The 23337-nt window shown below is 29.4% G+C and carries 23 protein-coding genes; 12 read left to right on the top strand and 11 right to left on the bottom strand.

What is annotated here, in order from left to right:
- The first annotated feature begins 413 nt into the window (after positions 1-413).
- The 5 genes from menB to AC3ATN_RS00890 are packed head-to-tail and all read left to right on the top strand — an operon-like array spanning position 414 to position 4612.
- Positions 414-1223 carry a 1,4-dihydroxy-2-naphthoyl-CoA synthase gene (gene menB, locus AC3ATN_RS00910; protein ID WP_487531316.1) on the top strand — a complete coding sequence of 270 codons (810 nt, stop codon included), beginning with the start codon at positions 414-416 and terminating at the stop codon, positions 1221-1223.
- Positions 1224-1236: 13 nt separating this feature from the next.
- The gene (menA, locus tag AC3ATN_RS00905) at positions 1237-2166 is read left to right on the top strand and encodes a 1,4-dihydroxy-2-naphthoate octaprenyltransferase (protein WP_487531315.1); all 930 of its coding nucleotides are present in this window, start codon (positions 1237-1239) and stop codon (positions 2164-2166) included.
- Entirely contained in the window at positions 2163-3224 is a 1062-nt protein-coding gene (locus AC3ATN_RS00900; RefSeq protein WP_487531314.1) for an o-succinylbenzoate synthase, read from the top strand. The genes menA and AC3ATN_RS00900 overlap by 4 nt, the downstream gene beginning before the upstream one ends.
- Positions 3217-4266 (top strand): AMP-binding protein, encoded by a 1050-nt coding sequence (locus AC3ATN_RS00895; protein WP_487531313.1) that lies wholly within the window; start codon positions 3217-3219, stop codon positions 4264-4266. Before AC3ATN_RS00900 ends, AC3ATN_RS00895 begins: the two co-directional genes overlap by 8 nt.
- Positions 4250-4612, top strand: coding sequence for a cupin domain-containing protein (locus AC3ATN_RS00890; protein WP_487531312.1), 363 nt, complete (start codon positions 4250-4252; stop codon positions 4610-4612). Before AC3ATN_RS00895 ends, AC3ATN_RS00890 begins: the two co-directional genes overlap by 17 nt.
- A gap of 13 nt (positions 4613-4625) precedes the next feature.
- On the opposite strand, the gene AC3ATN_RS00885 is transcribed toward AC3ATN_RS00890, so the two are convergent.
- The gene (locus AC3ATN_RS00885; protein ID WP_487531311.1) at positions 4626-5384 is read right to left on the bottom strand and encodes a CDP-alcohol phosphatidyltransferase family protein; all 759 of its coding nucleotides are present in this window, start codon (positions 5382-5384) and stop codon (positions 4626-4628) included.
- Positions 5385-5460: 76 nt separating this feature from the next.
- Between AC3ATN_RS00885 and lnt the strand changes: the two genes are divergently transcribed.
- From lnt to msrA, 7 genes are all read left to right on the top strand, one after another.
- Positions 5461-7059 carry an apolipoprotein N-acyltransferase gene (gene lnt, locus AC3ATN_RS00880; protein ID WP_487531310.1) on the top strand — a complete coding sequence of 533 codons (1599 nt, stop codon included), beginning with the start codon at positions 5461-5463 and terminating at the stop codon, positions 7057-7059.
- 2 nt (positions 7060-7061) lie between these two features.
- Positions 7062-7520 carry a hypothetical protein gene (locus AC3ATN_RS00875; protein WP_487531309.1) on the top strand — a complete coding sequence of 153 codons (459 nt, stop codon included), beginning with the start codon at positions 7062-7064 and terminating at the stop codon, positions 7518-7520.
- A gap of 104 nt (positions 7521-7624) precedes the next feature.
- Positions 7625-7846 carry a DUF2795 domain-containing protein gene (locus tag AC3ATN_RS00870; RefSeq protein ID WP_487531308.1) on the top strand — a complete coding sequence of 74 codons (222 nt, stop codon included), beginning with the start codon at positions 7625-7627 and terminating at the stop codon, positions 7844-7846.
- A gap of 76 nt (positions 7847-7922) precedes the next feature.
- Positions 7923-11282, top strand: coding sequence for a preprotein translocase subunit SecA (gene secA / locus AC3ATN_RS00865; protein ID WP_487531307.1), 3360 nt, complete (start codon positions 7923-7925; stop codon positions 11280-11282).
- Positions 11283-11284: 2 nt separating this feature from the next.
- Positions 11285-12544 carry a sterol desaturase family protein gene (locus AC3ATN_RS00860; protein WP_487531306.1) on the top strand — a complete coding sequence of 420 codons (1260 nt, stop codon included), beginning with the start codon at positions 11285-11287 and terminating at the stop codon, positions 12542-12544.
- Entirely contained in the window at positions 12531-13664 is a 1134-nt protein-coding gene (locus AC3ATN_RS00855) for a glycosyltransferase (RefSeq protein WP_487531305.1), read from the top strand. Before AC3ATN_RS00860 ends, AC3ATN_RS00855 begins: the two co-directional genes overlap by 14 nt.
- Position 13665: 1 nt before the next feature.
- Positions 13666-14325: a peptide-methionine (S)-S-oxide reductase MsrA gene (gene msrA, locus AC3ATN_RS00850; protein WP_487531304.1), complete on the top strand. Its 660-nt coding sequence runs from the start codon at positions 13666-13668 to the stop codon at positions 14323-14325.
- On the opposite strand, the gene AC3ATN_RS00845 is transcribed toward msrA, so the two are convergent.
- The 10 genes from AC3ATN_RS00845 to mnmC2 form a co-directional block, all read right to left on the bottom strand.
- The gene (locus tag AC3ATN_RS00845) at positions 14322-14729 is read right to left on the bottom strand and encodes a phosphatase PAP2 family protein (RefSeq protein WP_487531303.1); all 408 of its coding nucleotides are present in this window, start codon (positions 14727-14729) and stop codon (positions 14322-14324) included. The genes msrA and AC3ATN_RS00845 overlap by 4 nt on opposite strands.
- 173 nt (positions 14730-14902) lie before the next feature.
- Positions 14903-15148 carry a hypothetical protein gene (locus AC3ATN_RS00840; protein WP_487531302.1) on the bottom strand — a complete coding sequence of 82 codons (246 nt, stop codon included), beginning with the start codon at positions 15146-15148 and terminating at the stop codon, positions 14903-14905.
- Positions 15135-16520 (bottom strand): MATE family efflux transporter, encoded by a 1386-nt coding sequence (locus tag AC3ATN_RS00835; protein WP_487531301.1) that lies wholly within the window; start codon positions 16518-16520, stop codon positions 15135-15137. Before AC3ATN_RS00835 ends, AC3ATN_RS00840 begins: the two co-directional genes overlap by 14 nt.
- Positions 16521-16545: 25 nt before the next feature.
- On the bottom strand, positions 16546-17922 hold the full coding sequence (locus AC3ATN_RS00830) for a M20/M25/M40 family metallo-hydrolase (RefSeq protein WP_487531300.1): 1377 nt from the start codon (positions 17920-17922) through the stop codon (positions 16546-16548).
- 9 nt (positions 17923-17931) lie between these two features.
- Positions 17932-19095: a sigma-54-dependent transcriptional regulator gene (locus tag AC3ATN_RS00825; RefSeq protein ID WP_487531299.1), complete on the bottom strand. Its 1164-nt coding sequence runs from the start codon at positions 19093-19095 to the stop codon at positions 17932-17934.
- Positions 19096-19097: 2 nt separating this feature from the next.
- Positions 19098-19943 carry a mechanosensitive ion channel family protein gene (locus AC3ATN_RS00820; RefSeq protein WP_487531298.1) on the bottom strand — a complete coding sequence of 282 codons (846 nt, stop codon included), beginning with the start codon at positions 19941-19943 and terminating at the stop codon, positions 19098-19100.
- Between the two features lie 85 nt (positions 19944-20028).
- On the bottom strand, positions 20029-21132 hold the full coding sequence (gene dnaJ / locus AC3ATN_RS00815) for a molecular chaperone DnaJ (RefSeq protein ID WP_487531297.1): 1104 nt from the start codon (positions 21130-21132) through the stop codon (positions 20029-20031).
- Positions 21133-21141: 9 nt separating this feature from the next.
- A complete protein-coding gene (locus AC3ATN_RS00810; RefSeq protein ID WP_487531296.1) occupies positions 21142-21669 on the bottom strand; it encodes a nucleotide exchange factor GrpE in 528 nt (175 codons plus the stop codon).
- A 62-nt stretch (positions 21670-21731) separates the two neighbouring features.
- On the bottom strand, positions 21732-22646 hold the full coding sequence (locus AC3ATN_RS00805; RefSeq protein WP_487531295.1) for a TIGR01777 family oxidoreductase: 915 nt from the start codon (positions 22644-22646) through the stop codon (positions 21732-21734).
- A gap of 15 nt (positions 22647-22661) precedes the next feature.
- Positions 22662-23318 carry a tRNA (5-methylaminomethyl-2-thiouridine)(34)-methyltransferase MnmC2 gene (gene mnmC2, locus AC3ATN_RS00800; RefSeq protein ID WP_487531294.1) on the bottom strand — a complete coding sequence of 219 codons (657 nt, stop codon included), beginning with the start codon at positions 23316-23318 and terminating at the stop codon, positions 22662-22664.
- Positions 23319-23337: the final 19 nt, after the last annotated feature.

Here is a 23337-nt window from a genome sequence, read left to right as displayed (position 1 = left end):
GTATATTATAATTTCTTTTTATTTTTAGAGGTTCATTTCTAAGAGCAGTCTCTATATTGATATTTTCATTTTCATTAATAGAAAGACTGTCTGATAGAAATTCTTCTTTAGTTTGTTTGTCTAAAAGCTCTATATTTTCAAAATTCATTGAAACTAAACATAAATTAAATGCTAAATATTTGGCAAAAATGCATGGATTCAATTACATAAAAAGAAATTCTAAAATAGGTTTAAAAATTGCATTAAAAAGTTTTTTTAAAAATTCTAAAAAGCCAAAAATATTAGAAATAATGACTTCCTCTAGCCTTAGTTCAAAAGTTTTAAAAAAGTATTTTGAGTATTTGTCTAAATCTTAAACCTTGAAATAAAAACTTAATACATTATCTTTACATCAAATAAATTTTTACAAAATAATGTGGGAGAGTATTAAAGAATTTACTGACATTAAGTTTGAGTCATACACTGGTGTTGCTAAAATAACTATAAATAGGCCTGAAGTTTATAATGCGTTTAGACCAGAAACAAATACTCAAATGCTAGAAGCATTTGATATCTGCCGAGAGAGGAATGATATTGACATTATTGTTTTAACTGGAGAAGGAAATAAAGCTTTTTGCAGTGGTGGAGACCAAAACGTAAAAGGTTCTGGAGGATACATTGGTGACGATGGGGTTCCTAGATTAAATGTTTTGGATTTACATAAAAAAATAAGAGAAATACCTAAGCCTGTAATTGCTATGGTAAATGGTTATGCTATTGGTGGTGGACATGTACTTCATGTTGTTTGTGATCTTACAATAGCGAGTGAAAATGCTATTTTTGGCCAAACAGGTCCAAAGGTTGGTAGTTTTGATGGCGGATTTGGATCTTCATATTTAGCAAGACATGTTGGGCAAAAAAAAGCAAGAGAAATCTGGTTTCTATGTCAACAATACTCAGCAAACGAAGCTTTGGAAATGGGAATGGTTAACAAGGTGGTTCCTTTAAATATACTTGAAGACACTGTCCTCGAATGGTGTTCAATAATGCAGCAGAGAAGCCCACTCGCATTGAGAATGATAAAAAGAAGTCTAAATGCGGAATTAGATGGTCAGCACGGGCTAATGCAACTTGCTGGAGACGCGACTTTACTTTATTATCTTACGGAAGAATCACAGGAAGGGAAAAATGCTTTCCTTGAAAAGAGAAAACCAGACTTTAAAAAATTTCCAAAATTTCCATAAAATAAAATATTAATTGATTAATAGAAACAGTTCGAAATTTAAATCTTGGATTTCTGCAGCTAGACTTAGAACAATTCCTCTTTCAGTATCGGGAGTTTTAATTGGTTCATTTGAGTCAAGCACTTCAAATAATTTTAATTTTCTTATTTTTTTTCTTGCAATAGCTACTACGATTTCATACCAAGTATTATCAAATTTTGCAAACGATTACGGTGATGGTATTAAAGGAACCGATATAAATAGAGTTGGACCCAAAAGAGCTATTCAGTCTGGCTCTATTTCTATTAAAGAGATGAAAAATGGAATACTAACAACTAGTGTGATATCATTTTTTCTAACGGTCTTACTTGTATTTGAATCGTTTAAAAACTCAATAATATCTGTAATTTTATTTTTAATTTTAGGAATACTGTCAATAATTGCAGCTATTAAATATACGGTTGGAAATAGTCCCTACGGATATTTAGGACTAGGAGATCTATTTGTTTTTATATTTTTTGGAATCATCAGTGTTTTAGGATCAAACTTTCTATTTACATCAAGTTTTAATGCATCTCTTATTCTCCCCGCAGTAACAATTGGTCTTTTATCGGTTGGAGTATTAAACCTAAATAACATGAGAGATATACAAAATGATACGCTTGCAGGTAAAAAAACAATATGTGTCAGAATTGGTTTAAATAATTCTAAGACATATCATGTTTTATTGGTCTTGATTTCAATGATATCGATGATATCTTATTTAATTTTACAACAAAAATTTTCTTCATTCATAATAATTTTAATTTTGATAAATATAATTTGGTTAATTAGCGATCTAAAAAAAGTTAGCAGAATAACAGAACCTAAAAAATTTGATTTATTTTTAAGACCTTTAGTTTTTGCTACAGTTTTTTACTCATTAATTTTATCTCTAAATTTTGCATTTCTAAACTATATATGAAAGCCCTATATTTTAAACATATATTTAATTTTAAAAAACCTGGGGGCACTTCAAGAGGGGTTTTAAAAAATAAAACCAGTTGGTTTATATTAATTATTAGTGATGAAAATTATGGTGTAGGCGAATGTAGCTTGATAGATGGCTTAAGTCCTGATCCCATTGATACATTTGAATCAAAATTAAAGGAGGTTTGTAATACAATTAATCTTGGTTTTGATAAAATTTCGAAAAATATACAGAAATATCCTTCAATCTTATTTGGTCTTGAGATGGCATTTATATCATACCGTAATTCAAATCCTTTTAACTTATTTAAATCAAATTTTACTAAGGGAAATGAGTTTATTAATATAAATGGATTGATATGGATGGGTGAGAAATCTTTTATGAAAAGTCAAATAAAAGATAAAATTGAAAATGGATTTAATTGTTTAAAAATCAAAATTGGCGGTATAAATTTTTCTGAAGAATTAAATATTCTAAAGTCAATTAGATCTGAATACACAGATAAAGATTTAGAAATTAGACTTGATGCAAATGGATCTTTTAAACCAAAAACGACATTAAATAAACTTAATGAGTTATCAAAATATAAAATTCATTCTATTGAACAACCTATACAGGTAAAGCAATGGGATGAAATGGCAAGGATTTGTGAAAAATCACCTGTTGATATTGCTCTTGATGAAGAACTCATTGGCATATATGATATTCGAGAACAAAAAAAATTACTTTCTGAGATAAAACCACACTATTTAATAATAAAACCAAGTCTGATTGGAGGACTGAAAAAATCAGAAATATGGATTGAATTGGCAAAATCATATGAAATCAAATGGTGGGTAACAAGTGCCCTTGAAAGTAATGTTGGGTTAAATTGTATATCACAATGGGTATTTAATAAAAGGACGTCATTAAGACAAGGTTTAGGTACAGGAATGCTTTATTCAAATAATATTGAATCCCCTCTCTTTATTGAGGAGGGTAATATTAAATATAATCCAGATTATAAGTGGGAAACAAAATTGTTTGATAAATACATCTTGAACCATGATTGAGGAAATTTATAATGTAAATTTTAAATTAAACGGAATAAGCTACACTAAAAAAGAGCTTTTAATTTTTTGTAAAAAACCATCTAAAAATAAAGCGGTTCACGATTTTATCATTGACTTTTTAAGTATTAAAAAGACTATTGAGATTAAAACATCTGGTTCAACGGGCAATTCTAAGATCTTATTAATGAAGAAAAGCATCATGATAAATTCAGCCAAAAAAACAGGAGAATTTTTCAATCTGAAAAAAGAACAAAAAGCATTATTATGCTTACCAATTAAATTTATTGCTGGTAAAATGATGGTAGTCAGATCATTAGCTTTGGGTCTTGATTTATATTTAAAGAAGTCTTGTACTAATCCTCTGGAAAAAATAGATCAAAACTATGATTTCACTGCATTGACAGCGCTTCAATTAAGTAATTCAATCAAACATACTAATAAGGTTAAAATATTGATTGTTGGAGGAAGTCCATTGAATAGTAGATTATTAAAAGAAATTTCTCTTAGTACCTCTGGAGTATATGAAACTTACGGAATGACAGAAACAGTAAGTCATATTGCATTAAAGAATCTGAGCATAGGAGAGAAAGAATTCAATACACTTCCTGGAGTTAAACTATTATCAAGAAATAAAACTTTAGAAATTAATGCACCCTACATATCAAAAAAACCCATAATTACTAATGATATTGTAGAATTGATATCCGAAACTAAATTTGTGTGGATTGGAAGAAATGACTTTGTTATTAATTCTGGCGGAATTAAAATTAATCCTGAGATTATTGAAGAAAAATTATATCCATTTTATTCTGAGAATTTTATAATATGTGGGTCTCCACACGAAAAACTTGGCGAACAAATAACTTTAGTTTTTGAAAATAAAATACCTTTAAATTATAATATTCATTTTAAAAATTTAGGTAAATATGAAGTTCCAAAAGAAATTTTTTGCTTAAAACATTTTAAATATAATAATGGGAAAATTGCAAGAAAATATATTCAGAATCTAATTATAAAAATTAAAAGTGAAAAAAGTAATTAATTTAAAACATAAATTTAGTCTGTTTTCTGATCATTGGTCACCAAGGGTAATTGCAGAAATGAATGATTATCAATTTAAACTTGTTAAAGTTAAAGGGGATTTTATTCACCACAAGCACAAAGACACTGATGAAGTTTTTATTGTTATAGAAGGAGTTTTAAATATTGAATTTAAAGATTCCGTATTAGAGATAAATAGTGGGGAAATGGTTGTAGTTCCTAAAAATGAAACACATAAACCTTACTCAGAAAAAGGGTGCAAAATAATGCTAATTGAACCAAGAGATGTAATCAATACTGGACAGAAAACAGCAAGTCTTACTGCGAAAAATAACAATTGGATTTAACAAAAAATATATTTTATGTCTGAAATAAAATCCAATTTCTGGTAGCTGAAAGTATTAAATAAATCAAAATTATTAAAGGAAATCCGGCACCCTGGTATAAGTAGACAATTAATAGTGAAAAAATAAAAAGTATTATCGGGAAGATAAAAGCCTTAATTCCTAAATCTAGTTTTGTTTTAAGTGAAAACAATCTCCAACTACTATTCATCAAAAAAACGGATAAAATAATAAGAAAAATTAACACATAAGCAGATTTAAAAAATGGTGCAAGAAAAGAAAAAGAAGGATGAGCAATCATTAAAGGTAGGCTACAAAAAAAAAGAGCATTTGCAGGAGTTGGTAGTCCAAAGAAATCAGATGATTTTGTTTTAAGTAAGTTGAATTTAGCTAATCTAAATGCTGCGCCAATAGGAAGTAGAAAGGCTATTAATGCGAGTGGAGCAATTGAAAAGACAATCGTTTCCGAAAAAAAATTAATTTTATAGTCGTGTACAAGTATTCCACTTCTTATGAATAATTGATAAACAACTATTCCAGGAGTAAAACCACTAGTTATTATATCAGCAAGAGAGTCTAACTGTAATCCTAAATCACTTGTTACATTTAAAAGTCTAGCAGACATACCGTCAAATAAATCAAAGGTTATTCCCAACATAACTGCCCAAAAAGCAGCTTCGAATTGATTCAAACCAGCAAAAACGCAGGCAAGACAACCACAAAGAAGATTGGCGCTAGTTATTAAATTTGGAATATGCTTAATTACACTTTTCATAGATGAGTAAAAAAACAAATATTTATGGTAATTATGGTAAAAAAGTATAAAAAAATTTAACTTTCGATTTTATATTATGGAAATAAAAAAAAATTGGAGTTTATCTCTTATTTCAATATTACTTTTTTCTCTTGGATGGCCAGTATCAGGACACCCAATTTTATTGTTTTTTATATTTATTCCATTGTTTTTTATTGAACAAAGAATCAATTCAAGTAATTTAAAAAGGAAAGCTTTAAAAATATGGGGTTATAGCTATTTAACATTTTTATTTTGGAATTTAACTACAACATGGTGGCTAATAAATGCTTCTCTATCTGGAATGTTAATTGCAAATTTCTTCAATTCATTATTTTTTAGCATACTTTTTTTATCATTTCATTGGAGTAAAAAAAGACTTCCTATAAGAGGGGCTTATGCGTTTTTTATAAGTGTTTGGATTTCTTTTGAAAAATTACACTTGAGTTGGGATATTTCTTGGCCTTGGCTTACTCTTGGCAACGGTTTCTCTGAATACATTTATTGGATTCAGTGGTACGAGTACACTGGTGTATTTGGAGGTTCACTGTGGATTTTAATTATCAATATTGGTCTTTTTGAAGTATTTAATAAAATAAACATTGATCATAAACCCATAGATATTTTAAAAAAATCTTTTAAATGGATTTTTTTAATTGTCACTCCAATACTAATTTCATTAATAATATATATAAATATTGATGAGTCAAATGAGAAAATTAAAGTCTTGTCTATTCAACCAAATATTGATCCTTACAATGAAAAATATCTATATTCCAATATTCAATTTCTTGACAAACTTTTGGAACAAATCAAACCGTATAAAAACGAAGAAATTGATTATATAATTAGTCCAGAAACATTCTTCGCCGGGGGATACGGAGAAAGACTCAATGGTTTTGAAAAAAGTCAATTAAACATACAGATTAAAAAAAACTTAATTGGGTTTGAAAAAACACAAATTATTTCTGGAATTCAATTTTTTAACACTTACTCAAAGATAAATCGCACAGCATCATCTAATAAAATTCGAAATGATCTGTGGGCAGACTTTTACAATTCTGCTATATCAGTGTCATACAACCAATTGACGGAGTTTTATCACAAATCAAAATTGGTAGTTGGTGTTGAAACCCTTCCTTACAGTAAAGTAATAATGCCAATTTTTGGAAAATATATGATTGATCTAGGAGGAACTGTATCAAACAGGGTTGTTCAAGAAACCAGATCAGTTTTTCAACATCATTTTAAAAAAATAAATGCTGCCCCAATAATTTGTTACGAATCAATTTATGGAGATTTTGTTACAGAATACACCCGTTTAGGTGCAGATTTTTTTGCTGTTATATCAAATGATGCCTGGTGGGGAAACACTCCTGGTCATGAACAACTTTTAAGCATAACAAGATTGAGGTCCATAGAAAATAGGAGGGCAATAGTAAGAAGTGCAAACACTGGGATCTCGTCCCTAATTAACGAAAAAGGTGAATATATAAAAACTCTTGAATATGGATCTAAGGGAGCAATATATGGTCAAATACCCAAAGTTAAAACAATTACTTTTTATACTAAGTATGGAGATTTTATTGCTCGTATATGCATACTAACCCTAATCTTATATTTCTTAATGGCAGTTAGCGGAAGGTATAAAAATTAAGAATGGTAAAACTTTATAATTATTTGAATTTTTATTTAAAATCTGAAACATATCGAGGAGTTCACTCCCCTTTTGTTTTTAAGTTAATTAAGTTTTGTTTTTATGATAAAAGTTGGAAAAAGGAGAAAAAATTCATTTTTTTAAAGAAAAACAAAAAAAGTAATACAATATTTTTTGTAAAAAAATTAAAAATATATTTATCTAATAATTGTCTCAATAATGCTTCAGATAATTTTATTTTTAAAATCGCATCAAAAAACAAACATGTTGAAATGCTTGATGCTTTAAATATTGAACACACTCAATTTATATTATTTATTGATAATGGGAGTTCTCTAAGAAATTTAATAAGACAAATAATAAACAAAAAAACTTATGTAATAATTGATTTTTATTTTTGGATTATTATCTTGAAAAAAACTGGTAATCAACCTCAAGTTTTTAGAATAAGAATCTTGTGATGCAAAGTGTCATAAAATTAAATTTATTATAATTTTAGTAAAAAGTTCCCTAAAAAGTTGCTCAACTTAATAAAGATTCTATTTTTGCAAAAAAAATATTATCAATGTATTGGACTTTAGAACTTGCATCTCATTTAAGTGATGCCCCGTGGCCGGCCTCAAAAGACGAGTTAATTGATTTTTCTATTCGCACAGGCGCTCCTCTTGAAGTAGTTGAAAACTTACAATCAATGGAGGATGAAGGAGATGTATATGAGTCCATTGAAGAAATATGGCCAGATTTCCCAACCGAAGACGATTATCTTTGGAATGAAGATGAATATTAATATTAAATTCAATTCATAAAAAGTCTCGTTTGAGGCTTTTTTTTTGCGTACATTTGAGTACGAAAAATTTAATTTAATGAGTTTTTTAAATCGTATTTTTAAAACATTTTTGGGAGACAAAGCCCAAAAAGATGTATCAAAGATTCAACCTTTAGTTCTTGAAATAAATCAGATTCAAAAAGAGCTTGAAAACATAAGCAATGACTTTCTAAGAAATAAAACTTTTAATCTAAAAAAGATAATTAAAGATTGTCGAGCGCAAATAGATAGTGAGATTATAGACATAGAAAGTGAAATTGAGGTTTCAAAAAGTTATGAAACAAAGGAACAATTATATCATAAAATTGATTCTTTAGAGGAAGATGCATACAAAAAAGTTCAAACTATACTTAACGATATCCTTCCAGAAGCTTTCGCTATTATAAAAGAAACCGCAAGAAGATTTAAGTTAAATTCTTCATTAGAAGTAACTGCTAAAGATTTTGATCTTATTTTTTCATCCAAACATGATTATGTTGATATAAAAAAAGATAAAGCAATTTGGAAAAACAGCTGGGATGCTGTCGGAAAACCTGTCGTTTGGGATATGGTTCATTACGATGTTCAACTTATAGGAGGAATCGCTCTTCATCAAGGCAAAATTGCTGAAATGCAAACCGGTGAAGGTAAAACACTTGTAGCTACTCTCCCAATGTTTCTTAATGCGTTAACAGGGAAAGGAGTTCACTTAGTAACTGTTAATGATTATTTGGCAAAAAGAGATAGTGCTTGGATGGCTCCTATTTTTCAATTTCATGGACTTACTATAGATTGTATCGATTATCACAAGCCAAATAGCAATGAAAGACGTAATGCATATCTTGCTGACATAACTTATGGAACAAATAATGAGTTTGGATTTGACTATTTGAGAGATAATATGGCTCATACACCTGAAGATTTGGTTCAACGCAAACACCACTATTCAATTGTAGATGAAGTTGATTCTGTATTAGTAGACGATGCAAGAACTCCTTTAATTATTTCAGGTCCGACTCCAGGGGGAGATCGACATGAGTTTAATCAATTAAAACCTCAAGTTTCAGATCTAGTTTTAAAACAAAAAACACTTTTAAACAATCTACTTGCAGATGCGAAAAATAAAATAAAAGAAGGAGATAGCGAAGAAGGTGGAAAGCTATTATACAGTGTATTTAGAGGGCTCCCTAAAAACAAGGCTCTTATAAAATTTTTAAGCGAAGAAGGAATTAAACAACTACTCCAAAAGAATGAAAATTATTATATGCAAGATAACAATCGTAACATGCATATAATTGATGAAAACTTGTTTTTTGTTATTGATGAAAAAAACAATCAAATAGATCTTACAGAAAAAGGTACTGAATTACTTGCTTCAAAAAGTAATGATTCGAATCTATTTGTTCTTCCAGATATCGGATCAGAAATTGCAAATATTGAGTCTAAAGATCTAAAGCCAGAGGATGAAGCAAAAGAAAAAGAAATACTTTTTAAAGATTTTAACATTAAAAGTGAGAGAATTCATTCGATGAATCAACTATTAAAAGCATATACTTTATTTGAAAAAGATATAGAATATGTTGTTATGGAAAACAAGGTTATGATTGTCGATGAACAGACAGGAAGAATAATGGATGGAAGAAGATACTCCGATGGACTTCACCAAGCAATAGAAGCTAAAGAAAACGTTAAAATTGAAGCTGCGACACAAACTTTTGCTACTGTCACTCTTCAAAATTATTTTAGAATGTATCAGAAATTATCTGGTATGACTGGTACTGCTGTGACTGAGGCTGGTGAATTTTGGGAAATATATAAATTAGATGTTATAGAGATTCCTACTAATCGCCCCATAGTAAGAAACGATGAAAATGATTTGATTTATAAAACCAAACGAGAAAAATATAATGCTGTTATTGAGGAAGTTACAAATTTATCAAATAATGGAAGACCTGTTCTTATTGGAACTACGTCAGTGGAAATTTCTGAATTGTTAAGTAAAACTTTAACAATCAGAAAAATTAAACATAATGTGTTAAATGCCAAATTACATAAGAAAGAAGCTGATATTGTAGCTGAAGCTGGAAATCCAGGTATAGTTACAATTGCTACTAATATGGCAGGAAGGGGAACCGATATTAAATTATCAGAAATTGTAAAAACTTCTGGAGGTCTTGCAATAATTGGAACTGAAAGACATGATTCAAGAAGGGTTGACAGGCAGTTGAGAGGAAGATCTGGGAGACAAGGTGATCCAGGCAGTTCTCAATTTTTTGTTTCACTTGAAGACAATCTAATGAGATTGTTTGGATCTGAAAGAGTAGCTAAGGTCATGGATAGAATGGGGCTTGAAGAAGGAGAAGTTATTCAGCATTCTATGATGACGAAATCAATAGAAAGAGCTCAAAAGAAGGTTGAAGAAAATAATTTTGGAATAAGAAAAAGACTACTTGAATATGATGATGTAATGAATGCCCAAAGAGAAGTTATTTATAAACGTAGAAAAAATGCATTAAGTGGCGACAGATTAAAACTAGATATAGCCAATATGCTTTATGATACTTGTGAAGATATAATTATCAGAAATAAAGCTGCGAATGATTTTAAAAATTTTGAATTTGAAATTATAAGTAACTTTTCAGTAACGGCTCCAACCTCACTAGATAGTTTTGAAAACTTTACAGAAGATATTTTAATTAATGAATTGTATGAGTTTCTTCTAAAGTATTATGATGATAAAATTAATTCAAATGCAAAGCTAGCTTTCGAGGTAATTAGAAATGTTTATGAGCGACCTGGAAATAAATTTGAAAGAATCGTTGTTCCGTTTTCTGATGGAATTAAATCAATAAACGTTGTAACTAACTTAAAAAAAGCATACGAGTCCAATGGAAAAAAATTAGTTGATGATTTTGAACGCAATATTTCTCTCGCATTTATAGATGATGTGTGGAAAACACATTTAAAAAAAATGGATGAACTTAAACAGTCAGTTCAATTAGCTGTTCATGAACAAAAAGATCCATTATTAATCTATAAATTTGAATCTTTTGAGTTGTTTAAACAAATGATAAGCTTATTAAATAGGGATACTTTATCTTTCTTGATTAAAGGCAGCCTACCCTCTCAAAATGACTCTATTCATGAAGCTAAAAAGAGTTCGGCTAATCAAAATTATGCTACAAAAAAAGATGAGATACTAAATACGGACCAAGTAGCAGCTAAGAACAGAGCTATTGGTGCTAATGCCAGTAATCAAAGGCAACAATTAGAAACTATAGTTCGAGATAAGCCTAAAATCGGAAGAAATGAAAAAGTTAAAATTAAACATATAGTTAATGGGAGTTTTAAAACGTTGAAATATAAACAAGCTGAACCATTAATTAATAAAGGGGAATGGGTTATAATAAATAATTAAAAATGGAAGCATATATTAATGCACTTTTGATTGCAATTCCCAGTTTTAGTTTACTAGTGCTATTTGAGATTATATATGGTCATTTTAAAGGGTTTCAAACATACACTTTTAGTGATACCCTAACTAGCATAACTTCAGGAATAGCTCAAGTAATTAAAAACTCTCTTGGATTAATTTTAATATTGATATCATATCCGTTTTTATTAGAAAAAATATCAATAATTATCTTACCAAATAATCTCTGGTTATGGTTTATTGCTTTTATATGTATTGACTTTGCTCAGTACTGGATACACCGGTTAAAACACAAAATAAACATATTTTGGAATATTCATGTTATACATCACAGCAGTGAAGAGTTTAATTTAGCATGCGCATTAAGGCAGAGTATTTCAAACTTAATTGGATTTACTGCTGTATTTCTAATACCTGCAGCTATAATTGGGGTTCCTTATGAAATAATATCTATTTTAACTCCACTTCATTTATTTGGTCAATTTTGGTACCACACAAGGCATATTGGGAAGTTGGGTTTTTTAGAATATATTATCGTAACCCCTTCGCAGCACAGAGTTCACCATGCAATAAACCCAGAATATATAGATAAAAATCTTTCATCAATATTTTGTATTTGGGACAGAATATTTGGTACTTTTCAAGAGGAATTAGATGATGTAAAACCAGTTTACGGTGTTTTAAAACCCGTACAAACATGGAATCCATTTTGGATCAATTTTCAGCACTTTTGGAGACTTTTAAAAGATGCTTATCATACAAAGTATTGGAAAGCTAAGTTTTATATTTGGTTCAAGCCCACAGGGTGGAGACCTGACGATGTTATAGAAAAATTCCCAATAGAAATAACAAAAGATGTGTATTCTCAAATCAAGTATGTGACAAAACAAACTTTTGAAAATAAAATATGGGCAATGTTTCAATTTATTGGAATAAATACTATTCTTTACTATTTTTTATCTTTTTACTCATACCTAAGTCCAATGAATAGAGTAGAAATTGGAGTTTTAATTATGTTGAGTATTTTTGGATTTACTTCAGTTATGGATGGTCACAGATGGTCTAGAATTTTCGAAATACTTAGATGCTCGATAGCATTAATTTATTTTTCACTCCCATTACAATGGAATACCCTTGGAGAATTTTCTCAAATATTTTTATATTTTTTTGTAATTTATTTTGGTTTAACATTAATAAGCATGTTTTTTATTTCTTTACCGGAAAAACGCCTATATGCAGAGAATTGATTACATGCTAATAGGACCTTCACATCCTTATAGAGGTGGAATTGCCCAAACACAAAATGAATTCGCTTTAAGCTTAATTAAATTAGGGAAAAATGTGAGGTTGATTACTTTTAAAAAACTTTATCCCAATTATTTATTTCCTGGTAAAAGTCAGTATACTTCTGAACCTGAATCTAATCAATTAAAAGTCGAAAGGTTAATACATAGCTACAATCCTATAAATTGGATGAAAGTTGCGGATACAATAAATAAAATTAATCCTAAAGTTCTTGTTTTTAGATACTATAATCCTCTATTAGCTCTTTGTTATTACGGTATATTGTTTAAAATTAATAATAAAATTAAAAAAATTGCTTTAGTTGATAATTGGACTCATCACGAACCTAAATTTTATGATAAATTTTTAAATACTTTATTTAAAAAAAGAATAGACAGTTTTATTACTTTATCAGACAATGTTGCTCAAGAGATTAAAAATGAAACAAAATCTGATGTATTTTCAGGGTTTCATCCTATTGGTAATAACCTACCAAAAATAATCGCTAAATCCGAGGCTAGAAAAAAACTAGGATGGGATATGAAAGCAAAAATTGTATTATTTTATGGTTTAGTAAGGCCCTACAAAGGGCTTGATAATTTATTAAAAGCTTTTGGAACCCCTCCTCTTAGTGAATCTAATGTTAAACTGGCTATAACTGGGGAGTTTTATGAGCCTCTAAAAAAATATCTAAGACTTATAAATAAACTAGAGTTAAAAAAAAAGATTTATTTAATTCCAAAATTTTCAAATTTAAATAATACTCAACTTTATTTTTGCTCAGCAGATGTAGTTTCTTTAACATATAAATCTGCAACACAAAGCGGAGTTATACCACTTTCATATCATTTTCAAACCCCACTTGTTGTAACGAATTTGTCAGGTCTAAAGACTCCTGTTTTAAGGGATAACTCGGGTTTAATATCTTCTCATGATCCAAAAGACATATCAATTAAATTAATGAAAATATTAGAACCAAGAGTAAATTTAAGATTTATTAAAAATATCAAGAGTACAATAAAAAAATATTCTTGGAACGAATATTCAAAACACATTATTAATTTTATTGAAAAAATCAATTAACATGAAAAATAATATTATTCTTATTTCTATTATTCTATTGCTCCAGGCATGCTATGGTAAAGAAAGAAATACACAAAATTATTCCAATAAGTCGCAATCAGAAAGTGAGGCGTTAAATCAAAATATTAAAAGGGCTTACTTTGCATCTGGATGTTTTTGGTGCGTTGAGGCTATTTATGAGAGCATTATAGGTGTCAAAGAAGTTTATTCAGGATATTCAGGAGGAATAACATTAAATCCAACTTATAATTCTATAGGAACAGGTGAAACGGGTCATGCAGAAGCTGTAGAGGTAATATATGATACTTCGATTGTTTCTTTTGAGACCCTAGTTAATGTTTTTTTTGGGTCACATGACCCTACAACCCTAAATAGTCAAGGTCCAGATAGGGGAACACAATACAGATCTATTGCATTTTACCAAACTGATGAAGAAAAAAAAATTATCGAAAATCATATTAAACAACTTACTGAAAACAAAGTTTTTAAAAGAAAAATTGTTACTGAGGTTAAAGAATTAGAGAAATTTTTTATTGCAGAAAATTATCATCAAAACTATGAAAGGCTAAATCCTAATAACTCGTATGTTAGAAATGTTTCCATTCCTAGGTTAAAAAGGTTTAAAGCTAAATTTCCTGATTTATTAAAAGTTAAAAACTAAAGATTATTTATTTTATGTGACTGAAAATCAAATATAAATTTTTTCCAAAACGAATAAATTATATAACCAGAAAATGATCCCAATATTATACCTGAAAAAACATCTAATGGATAATGAACACCTATATATATTCTACTATAAGAAACTATAAAAGCAAATGAAATAAGCATAATCGTTAGCCACTTTTGTTTTGAAAATAATCTGGAAAAGAAAAAAGCTAAAGCAAAAGAATTTGAAGCATGTGCTGAAAAATAACCATAAGCTCCTCCACAATTTTCCTTAACCAATCTAATTACACTCTCTAGGTCAGCTTCGTGACATGGTCTTGGTCTAGATACTGTGTGTTTAATAAAGTTTGTAAATTGATCTGTAAATAATATCAGTACTGATATAGTTAAAATCATTAAAGAGAAATATTTAAAATTTGTTTTTTTAAAAAAATAAAAAGCCAAGAGTAAATAAATTATTGCATTTAAAATCTTATTAGTAATTATAAGCCAAAATATATCAAATGAAGGGGACCCCAATCCATTTAAAAATATAAATAATATTTTGTCTAACTCTAACAAGTTGTCAATCATTTGTCAAAACTTTTTAATTCAGAATCGTAAAATTTTAGAGCATTTTCAATCCAAACTTCAGTGCTATTTAAAATTTCAGTTTCATCATCCTTAGTAAATTCCTCAAGCCAAAATATGTCATCATTAGAAACATTAAAAATAAAGCGAGGATATTCAACATGAATAACATAAATATTATTTGGATATTTTGAATTATCACCTATTAGATATTTTGGAAATAATTCTTCTTTAGGTTTTGACATTTTTATTTATTAATTTTTTTGTAAGATATTGAAAACGAAGTAATAAAAGAATAGATGAAGTTGTAAGACCTGAAAGCAAACCAATCCAAATACCTTTTGTGCCGTATTCAAGATGAATTCCCATACCATATGAAATAGGTAACCCAATCAAACAATACGAAAAAAATGCTATAAAAGCAGGAAGATTAACATCTTGTAAACCTCTTAACGCACCCAGAACAACTGCCTGCAAGCCATCAGATATTTGAAAAAATGCTGAAATTATTAATAAACTTGCTGATAAGCTTGCTACTTGATATACATCTGATATATTAGAAGAGCTTTCTAAATCTAAATAAAGCCATGGTAGTTGTTCATTGAATATCAAAAAGAATAAGCAAAATATAATGTCAAAAATTAAAATCAATAGAAACATAGATAAAGCTACCCGTCGAAGTTCTATGTAATTTCTTTTTCCTTTTTGATTACCAACTCTTACCATAGCAGCAACCCCGAACCCCATTGCAAACATAAATGTAACTGTTGATAAATTTAATGCAATTTGATTGGCAGCCTGAGGGTTTTTACCAAGTAATCCTGATAACCATACTGCGCATGTAAAAAAAGTAACTTCAAAAAACATAATTGCAGCACTAGGGAACCCTAGTCTGAAAATTTTACTAAAAAGTAACTTATCTAAACCTCTTTTAACGATATTCTTAACATAAGGATTGAATTTTTTGTCAATTAATAGATATCCAATCATAAATATTAAAGCTAAAATCCTTGAAATAAATGTACCTATCGCTGCTCCTTCAATTCCCATAGCTGGGAAGCCCCAGTTTCCAAAAATTAACATATAATTTAATAATACATTAAAAACATTTGCCAATAAACTTGCGTACATAGACGGTTTAGTATAAGAAAGACCATCAGAAAATTGTTTAAAAGCCTGGAAAATTAATAAAGGAATTAAAGAAATTCCTACCCAAAATAAGTATTTATATGCAAAATCAACTACCTCTGAAGGCTGACCCATTTTAAATAAAAGTGGCTGAGCTAATAAAACAGAAAATGTTAAAATTAGACCCAAAAATGTACATGAAAGTAGTCCATGAATGAGAACTTTTCTAACTTTTGCGGTTCTACCTTGTCCGTCTGCTTCTGCGACCAAAGGGGTAATAGCAGTTGAGAAACCAATACCTAGAGACATAGCTACCCAAAAAAAACTATTTCCAAGCGATATAGCAGCCAAGGATGTAGTTCCTAGTTGGCCAACCATAATGTTATCGACTAATTGAACAAAAGTGTGACCAAGAAGAGCTGTAATTACTGGTATCGCGAGTTTCAAATTATACTTAAACTCCTTAGTGTAGGCAGAAAAAAGGCCCATGAAAATTTTTTGACTAAATTACACTTTAAAAACCAAAAATATCAACTAAATATATTAAACTCGTCATAGCAGCAGCACCTAATTCAAGCTCTCTCTTGTTTATTCCATCAAATGTATCTTTTGATGAATGATGATAATCAAAATACCTCTGAGAGTCTGGTTTGAATCCTGATAGTATAGTTCCAAATTCCCTAAGAGGACGAATGTCAGCACCTCCACCCCCTTTGATAAATTTATTTGCAAAATAAGGTTCAAAATATTTTTCCCATTGTTTTATTTTATCAAATTCAGAATCCGATGAATTAAAAGAAAAACCCCTCGGGGTAAACCCACCTGAATCTGACTCCAGAGCAAAAAGATGATATTGTTTCTTATTCTCAGCAATTTTAAAATACTTTCTAGCTCCTCTTAATCCATTTTCTTCGTTCATAAATAAGACAACTCTCAATGTATGGCGTGGCTTAATACCCAAAGATTTAAACTGATTTAAAACTTCCATCGACTGAACAACTCCAGCTCCATCATCATGAGAACCATCCCCTAAATCCCATGAATCAAGGTGGCCACCAACTAAAATTATCTTATCAGGAAATTCACTCCCCTTTATCTCACCTATAACATTATAAGATAAAACATCAGGATAATTTTGACAATTTTGCTTAATAAAAAATTTAAGTTTTGGATCTAGCTTTAACATCGAGCTTAAAAGATTTGCTCCGTTTGTACTTATTGCAGCAGCTGGAATTCTATCTCTTAATTTTGTAGCCCCATAATACATTGATCCTGTATGTGGAAAATCATCATTAGTTAGATTCATAGATCTAACAATTACAGCTTTTGCTCCATATTTCAGGGCTTCCTCTGCACCTCTAGTTCTTTGATTAACAGATCCAGAATATGAAGAAAAAGTATTAATTATTTTTGGATCCATTGGACGGTTAAAAAAGATTATTTTTCCAGCTATTCTATCTAAACCTATTTCATTTAATTCATCCAGAGATTTAACTTCTATAACCTCAGCCCTAATACCTCTATTGGGAGTAGCTACTGAACCTCCAAGAGCACAAATGGTTACACTAATTGAATTTCCTGTTGAACTTTCTATACTAGCATATTCAAAATTACCTCTCACCCATTTTGGAACCATTACTGGTTGAAGCCAAACCTTATCTAATCCTAAATTTTCTAATTCTTCTTTACTCCATTGAACTGCTCTTTCTGCATTTAACGAACCAGATAGTCTCCCTCCAATTTGATTGGATAAATGTTCTAACCATAAATAGCTTTTTCCATTAGTCAAAGAAAAGTCATAAAATGACTTTATTTGGGAGCTAATTTTTGCTTCATCCTGTGAATATGATAATAAAGAAAGCAAAATAAGAAAGTAAAAAAAACGAAACATAATTTAAATTTATTTTGGAGCGAACTGATCAATATTCTCTTTAGTTATTGGATTATCTCCTAAAATCATTAGTCTTTCCACAACATTCCTTAGCTCTCTAATATTTCCAGACCATGGATAATTTTTTAGGGATTCTATGGCTTTTGAATCAATTTTTTTGACTTCTAAACCTTGATCATCAGAAAGTGCATTAATAAAGTGATCAACCAATAAACCAATGTCATCTTTTCTGTTTTTTAAAGGAGGTACTTCAATTAATATTACAGCTAATCTATGAAAGAGATCCTCTCTAAAGTGGCCATTTTTTATTTCTATGTTTAAATTTTTATTTGTTGCAGCAATTACCCTAACATTAACAGAAATATCTTTATTACCTCCGACTCGTTGAACTTTATTCTCCTCCAATGCTCTCAATACTTTTGCTTGAGCAGCAAGACTCATGTCGGCGATTTCATCTAAAAATAAAGTTCCATTGTTAGCAGATTCAAACTTTCCAGGTCTATCTTTAATAGCAGATGTAAATGCACCTTTTATGTGTCCAAAAAGCTCACTTTCAATTAATTCTGATGGAATTGCCGCACAATTTAATTCAACAAAAGGAAATTTAAATCTCTCGCTTTTCTGATGCAAGTTATGTGCAACTAGTTCCTTCCCAGTTCCATTTTCTCCAGTAATTAGAACTCTAGCATCTGTCGGTGCAACTTTATCAATTAAATCATTAATTACTTTAATTGCTGATGAACTTCCAATAATTTTATATTTTTTTATAACCTGCTTTTTTAAGATAGTATTTTCACTTACTAAATTTTTATTCTCTAAAGCATGTCTTACAGAATTCAAAAGTCTATTCAAGTCGGGGGGTTTCGAAATAAAGTCATAAGCACCTAGCTTCATCGCTTCAACTGCTGTTGAAACATTACCATGACCAGTTAACATAATAAATGGTAAAGTATTGTTACGACTCTTGATAGATTCAAGAACTTCTATACCGTCTATTTTAGGCATTTTTATATCACACAAGACAAGATCATAAATATTATTATTAATCATTTTCAAACCTTCTTTACCATCACAAGCCTCATGAACTTGGTATAATGGATCTTCCTCAGTTAATATCCTAAGTAAAACTCTTCTAATAGGTTCTTCATCTTCAATAATTAAAATTTTCGCCATGATTATTTATTAATTGGATTAATAATACTTACAGTTCTTTGCGGATAAGGTATTTCAATATTATTTTCTTTGAAGAATTTGTTCATAGAAAAACGTAAGTCACTTTTGACTTTGTACAAATTAAAACTATTTGACATTGAGAAAACTATTGTAAACTTTAATGCGTTATCTCCAAAATCTTCAAATAAAACAAAAGGCTTATTTTCATTTTTAATTAAGGGGTGATTTAGAGCTATTTGAACAAGATTTTTTTGTAGAAATTCAACATCTGTGTCGTAAGCAACACCAACAGAAACAGATTCTCTAATCATTGTTCCATTTTCTGTCCAATTATATAATATTTTAGTTAGAAAAATATGATTTGGTATTATCAAAACTTTATTATCTCTTGTTACTGCTCTGGTTGTTCTTAACTGAATATTTTCAACCTTACCTATTTGTCCATCAATTTGAATTATATCTCCAACATGTACTGCCTGATCTGCTATAATAAAAACTCCAGAAATGATGTCTTGAATAAATGTTTGAAGAGCAAGTCCTATACCTACCAATAATGCTGCTGATGCTGCAAAAAAACCAGTTAGATCAATTCCAAGGGTATCCATTGTAATAAGTGAAACAATTACATAAATAAAGTAATTGAAGAAAGAAAAAATACTTTTAAATTTTATTTTTGCTTCACTAGATAATGCTCTGTGTATTATTTTCCTGATTGCCTTAAGAGCAAGCCAAGTAATAAAAAATATAAACAAAATAATTAATATTGATTTTGGAGTGATAGCTATAGATTTACCCAAAGTTATCTCGGTATTTAAAAATCTAATAAATGGATTTTGTATAAAATTCATGTTCTAAGATACCATAAAAACAAAACATATTTTTTTATTAAAAACAAAAGAATACATTTATAATATTTATCCGAAGTGTAGTTAATTATTGAGAAAACATTTCCTTGACTTTTTCAAAGAATGATTTATCGGATTTATCTGGTCTTGGCTCAAAATTATCATCATCAATCATGCTTTGAAAAAACTTTTTTTGTTCTCTATTTAATACTTTTGGTGTCCATATATTTATGTGAACTAACAAATCTCCACTCGAATAACCGTTAATATCTGAAAGACCTTTACCTCTGAGTCTTAAAGTTTTTCCGGACTGAATACCAGCGTCAAGTTTTATGCGTACTTTCCCGTTTAACAATTGAATATCTTTAGAGATACCCAAAACTGCTTCTGAAATACTTATGTAAATATCTAGATGTAGATTCTGACCCTCTCTTACAAATAAATCGTGAGGTTTTTCCTCTATCAAAACTAATAAATCTCCGGAAATTCCGTTTGATAGAGCTGCATTTCCTTTTCCAGAAACTTTCAATTGCATCCCCTCTTCTACGCCAGGTGGAATTTTTATAGATACCGTTTCTTCCTCATTTATCATACCCTGAGAATCAGAACCTACAGGACGATTTTCAATTGACTGACCTCCTCCTCCACATGAGCTACATGGAGCAGATGTTTGCATTCTACCTAAAATTGTATTTGTGATTTTGTTAACTTGGCCTGATCCGTTACAATTATTACATCTTGAATACGAAAGACCAGGTGCTTGAACTTTTCTTTTAACTTTAACTTTTTTTTCAACCCCCAAAAGTATCTCTTCAAGTGATAATGTTACTCTAATTCGAAGATTACTTCCTCTTCTTTGACTTGAACCTTGTTGACTAAAACCTCCAAAAGCACTTCCAAAAACATCTCCAAATTGACTAAATATATCGTCCATGTTCATTCCACCTCCACTACCTCCAAACCCACCGTTTTCGAAAGCTGCATGACCATACTGGTCGTACTTGGCCCTCTTGTTTGAGTCAGCTAGCACCTCATAAGCCTGAGCAGCTTTTTTAAAATTAGTCTCTGCGGAATCATCACCAGGATTTTTATCTGGATGGAATTGAATTGCTTTTTTCCTGTAAGCTTTTTTGATTTCACCAGCCGAAGCATCTTTTGAAATTCCTAAAATATCATAATAATCTTCTTTCATAAAATATTTTTATTTACCAACAACAACTTTAGGAAATCTAATTATCTTTTCACCAAGCTGATAACCCTTTTCTATAACATCCATTACCTTTCCTTTTTGATCCTCTTTCTGAGCTGGAATTTGAGTTATAGCCTCATGAATTTCAGAATCAAAAACGTCACCTACTGAAATTTTAACTTCATTTAATCCATTTGATTTCAGTATTTCGCCCATTTTATTAAAAATTAATAAAAAACCTTTTATTTCGTCAGTGGCATTTTCGATATCAACCTGTGAATTAGCTCTGTCAAAATCATCCATGATTGGAATTAGAGCTGACATTACTTCTTTATTAGCAGTTTTATATAATTCAATACGTTCTCTTGATGTTCTTTTTTTAAAATTTTCAAATTCAGCAAATAGACGAAGATATTTCTCTTTTTCATTATTTAAATCATCCTTCAGGCTAGACTTTGCAGTACTTTTCTTGGTGCTTGTATTTTTCTTTTTAACCTTAGTATTTTTGCTTAATTCTTTATTTTCTTTAGCCTTACTCATAAATGATTTTTAAATATAAATGCAAAGTTATTGCCAATTCTCAATAAGTGTCAAAATGTCACTTAGTCTAATTTTAATTTTTTAATTGCCTGTTCAAATTTTTTAAACTCAAATTTAAATTTAGATTTTAATATTTTATCTGAACTTACTCGATGACTATCTAATAATAATTGACTTCTATCTCCAAAAATAGTTTCAATAATTTTTTTAGGAATATTAGGTAAAAAAACTGGTCTATTAATTCTCTTACCCAATAAAGTTACAAGTTCATTTTGAGTTATTGGATTTGGTGCAACTGCATTATAAACTCCGTTTAAATTCTTTTCAAGACCATGTAAAATTAGATTTGACAGATCTTCAATATGAATCCATGATTGCCATTGATTACCTAACCCGAAAGATGAACCAAGGCCAAATTTAACTGGTAATAAAAGTTTTAATAAAAACCCTCCTTGATCAGATAAAACAAGTCCAATTCTAAGTTTTATGGTATTATTAGAATACGTTTCCAACTCATCAACCGAACTTTCCCACTTATCTACTACTTTTTGAAGATAATTTTCAGGATTAAAAATGTCAGATTCTTTATAATACATATCTAATGAGCTCGGATAATATCCAATTGCGGAAGCAGATACTATTCCTTTAAGTTTATGATTTATGTCTACTAAAGAATTATATAAAATTTGGGATGAAAGAACTCTACTTTCTATAATTTTTATTTTATAACTTTTACTCCATTTGTTTGAAATGGATGATCCTGCAAGATTTACAATGTATGAGGTGTTTTTAAAAGCATCTAAATCAATTTTTCCTTTGAAAGGATCCCAGTAGAAGCCTTTACATCCTTTTAAGGAATTAATTTTATGTTTTTGTGTTGTTAAAAAATTAATAGAATAGCCTTTTTTCAATGCTTTAATTACCAGATTTCTGCCAACAAGTCCTGTTGCACCTGTTATTAATATTTTTTTTCTCATTTTAAAATAATGTAATTAGACTTTTATACCACGTAACATTTCTCGTTTTCCAGGTGGACCAGGGATTCTATAAACAACAAGACCAAGTTTTTGTAGTAACCTCCTAACTTCACCTTTAGCACAATAACTGATCCAAATACCATTTTTTTTCAAAAGATCAATTGATTTTTTCAGTACAACCTCACTCCACATATGGGGCTGAGCGTGATAAGCGAAAGCATCGTAAAAAATAATATCAAAATAATTTTTATAGTTAATGTTTGAAAAATCATCATATATTTTGTGGATTTTAAAAAGATCAGAAATATGATTAGTTTCATCCCAATTACAATTTAATATATCTATTTCGTTATTAGATAAATCATTAACTTTTACTGATTTAATTATAATATCACTTAAAGGATATTTATCAATACAAGTATAATTTATTTTTATTTTGTTTAATTCTGCAAATCTTTTTGATAATACTGCGTTCAACCCTGTTCCAAAACCCATTTCGAAAACTTCAAGTGAGATAATGTTTAATTTGTTTTTTAAAAAAAAATCAAGACCTTCTGAAATGTAAACATGAATTGATTCGGTTAACGCTCCTTTTCTTGAATGAAATGTCTCTTTCAAGTCAGAGTCGTAAAGAGAATAACTTCCATCTTGAGTCAATATTTTTTCTAACATACTATAAAGGAAATATATT

It is taken from the genome of Candidatus Marivariicella sp., assembly GCF_983056325.1.
This window is presented reverse-complemented; position numbering and strand designations above follow the sequence as displayed.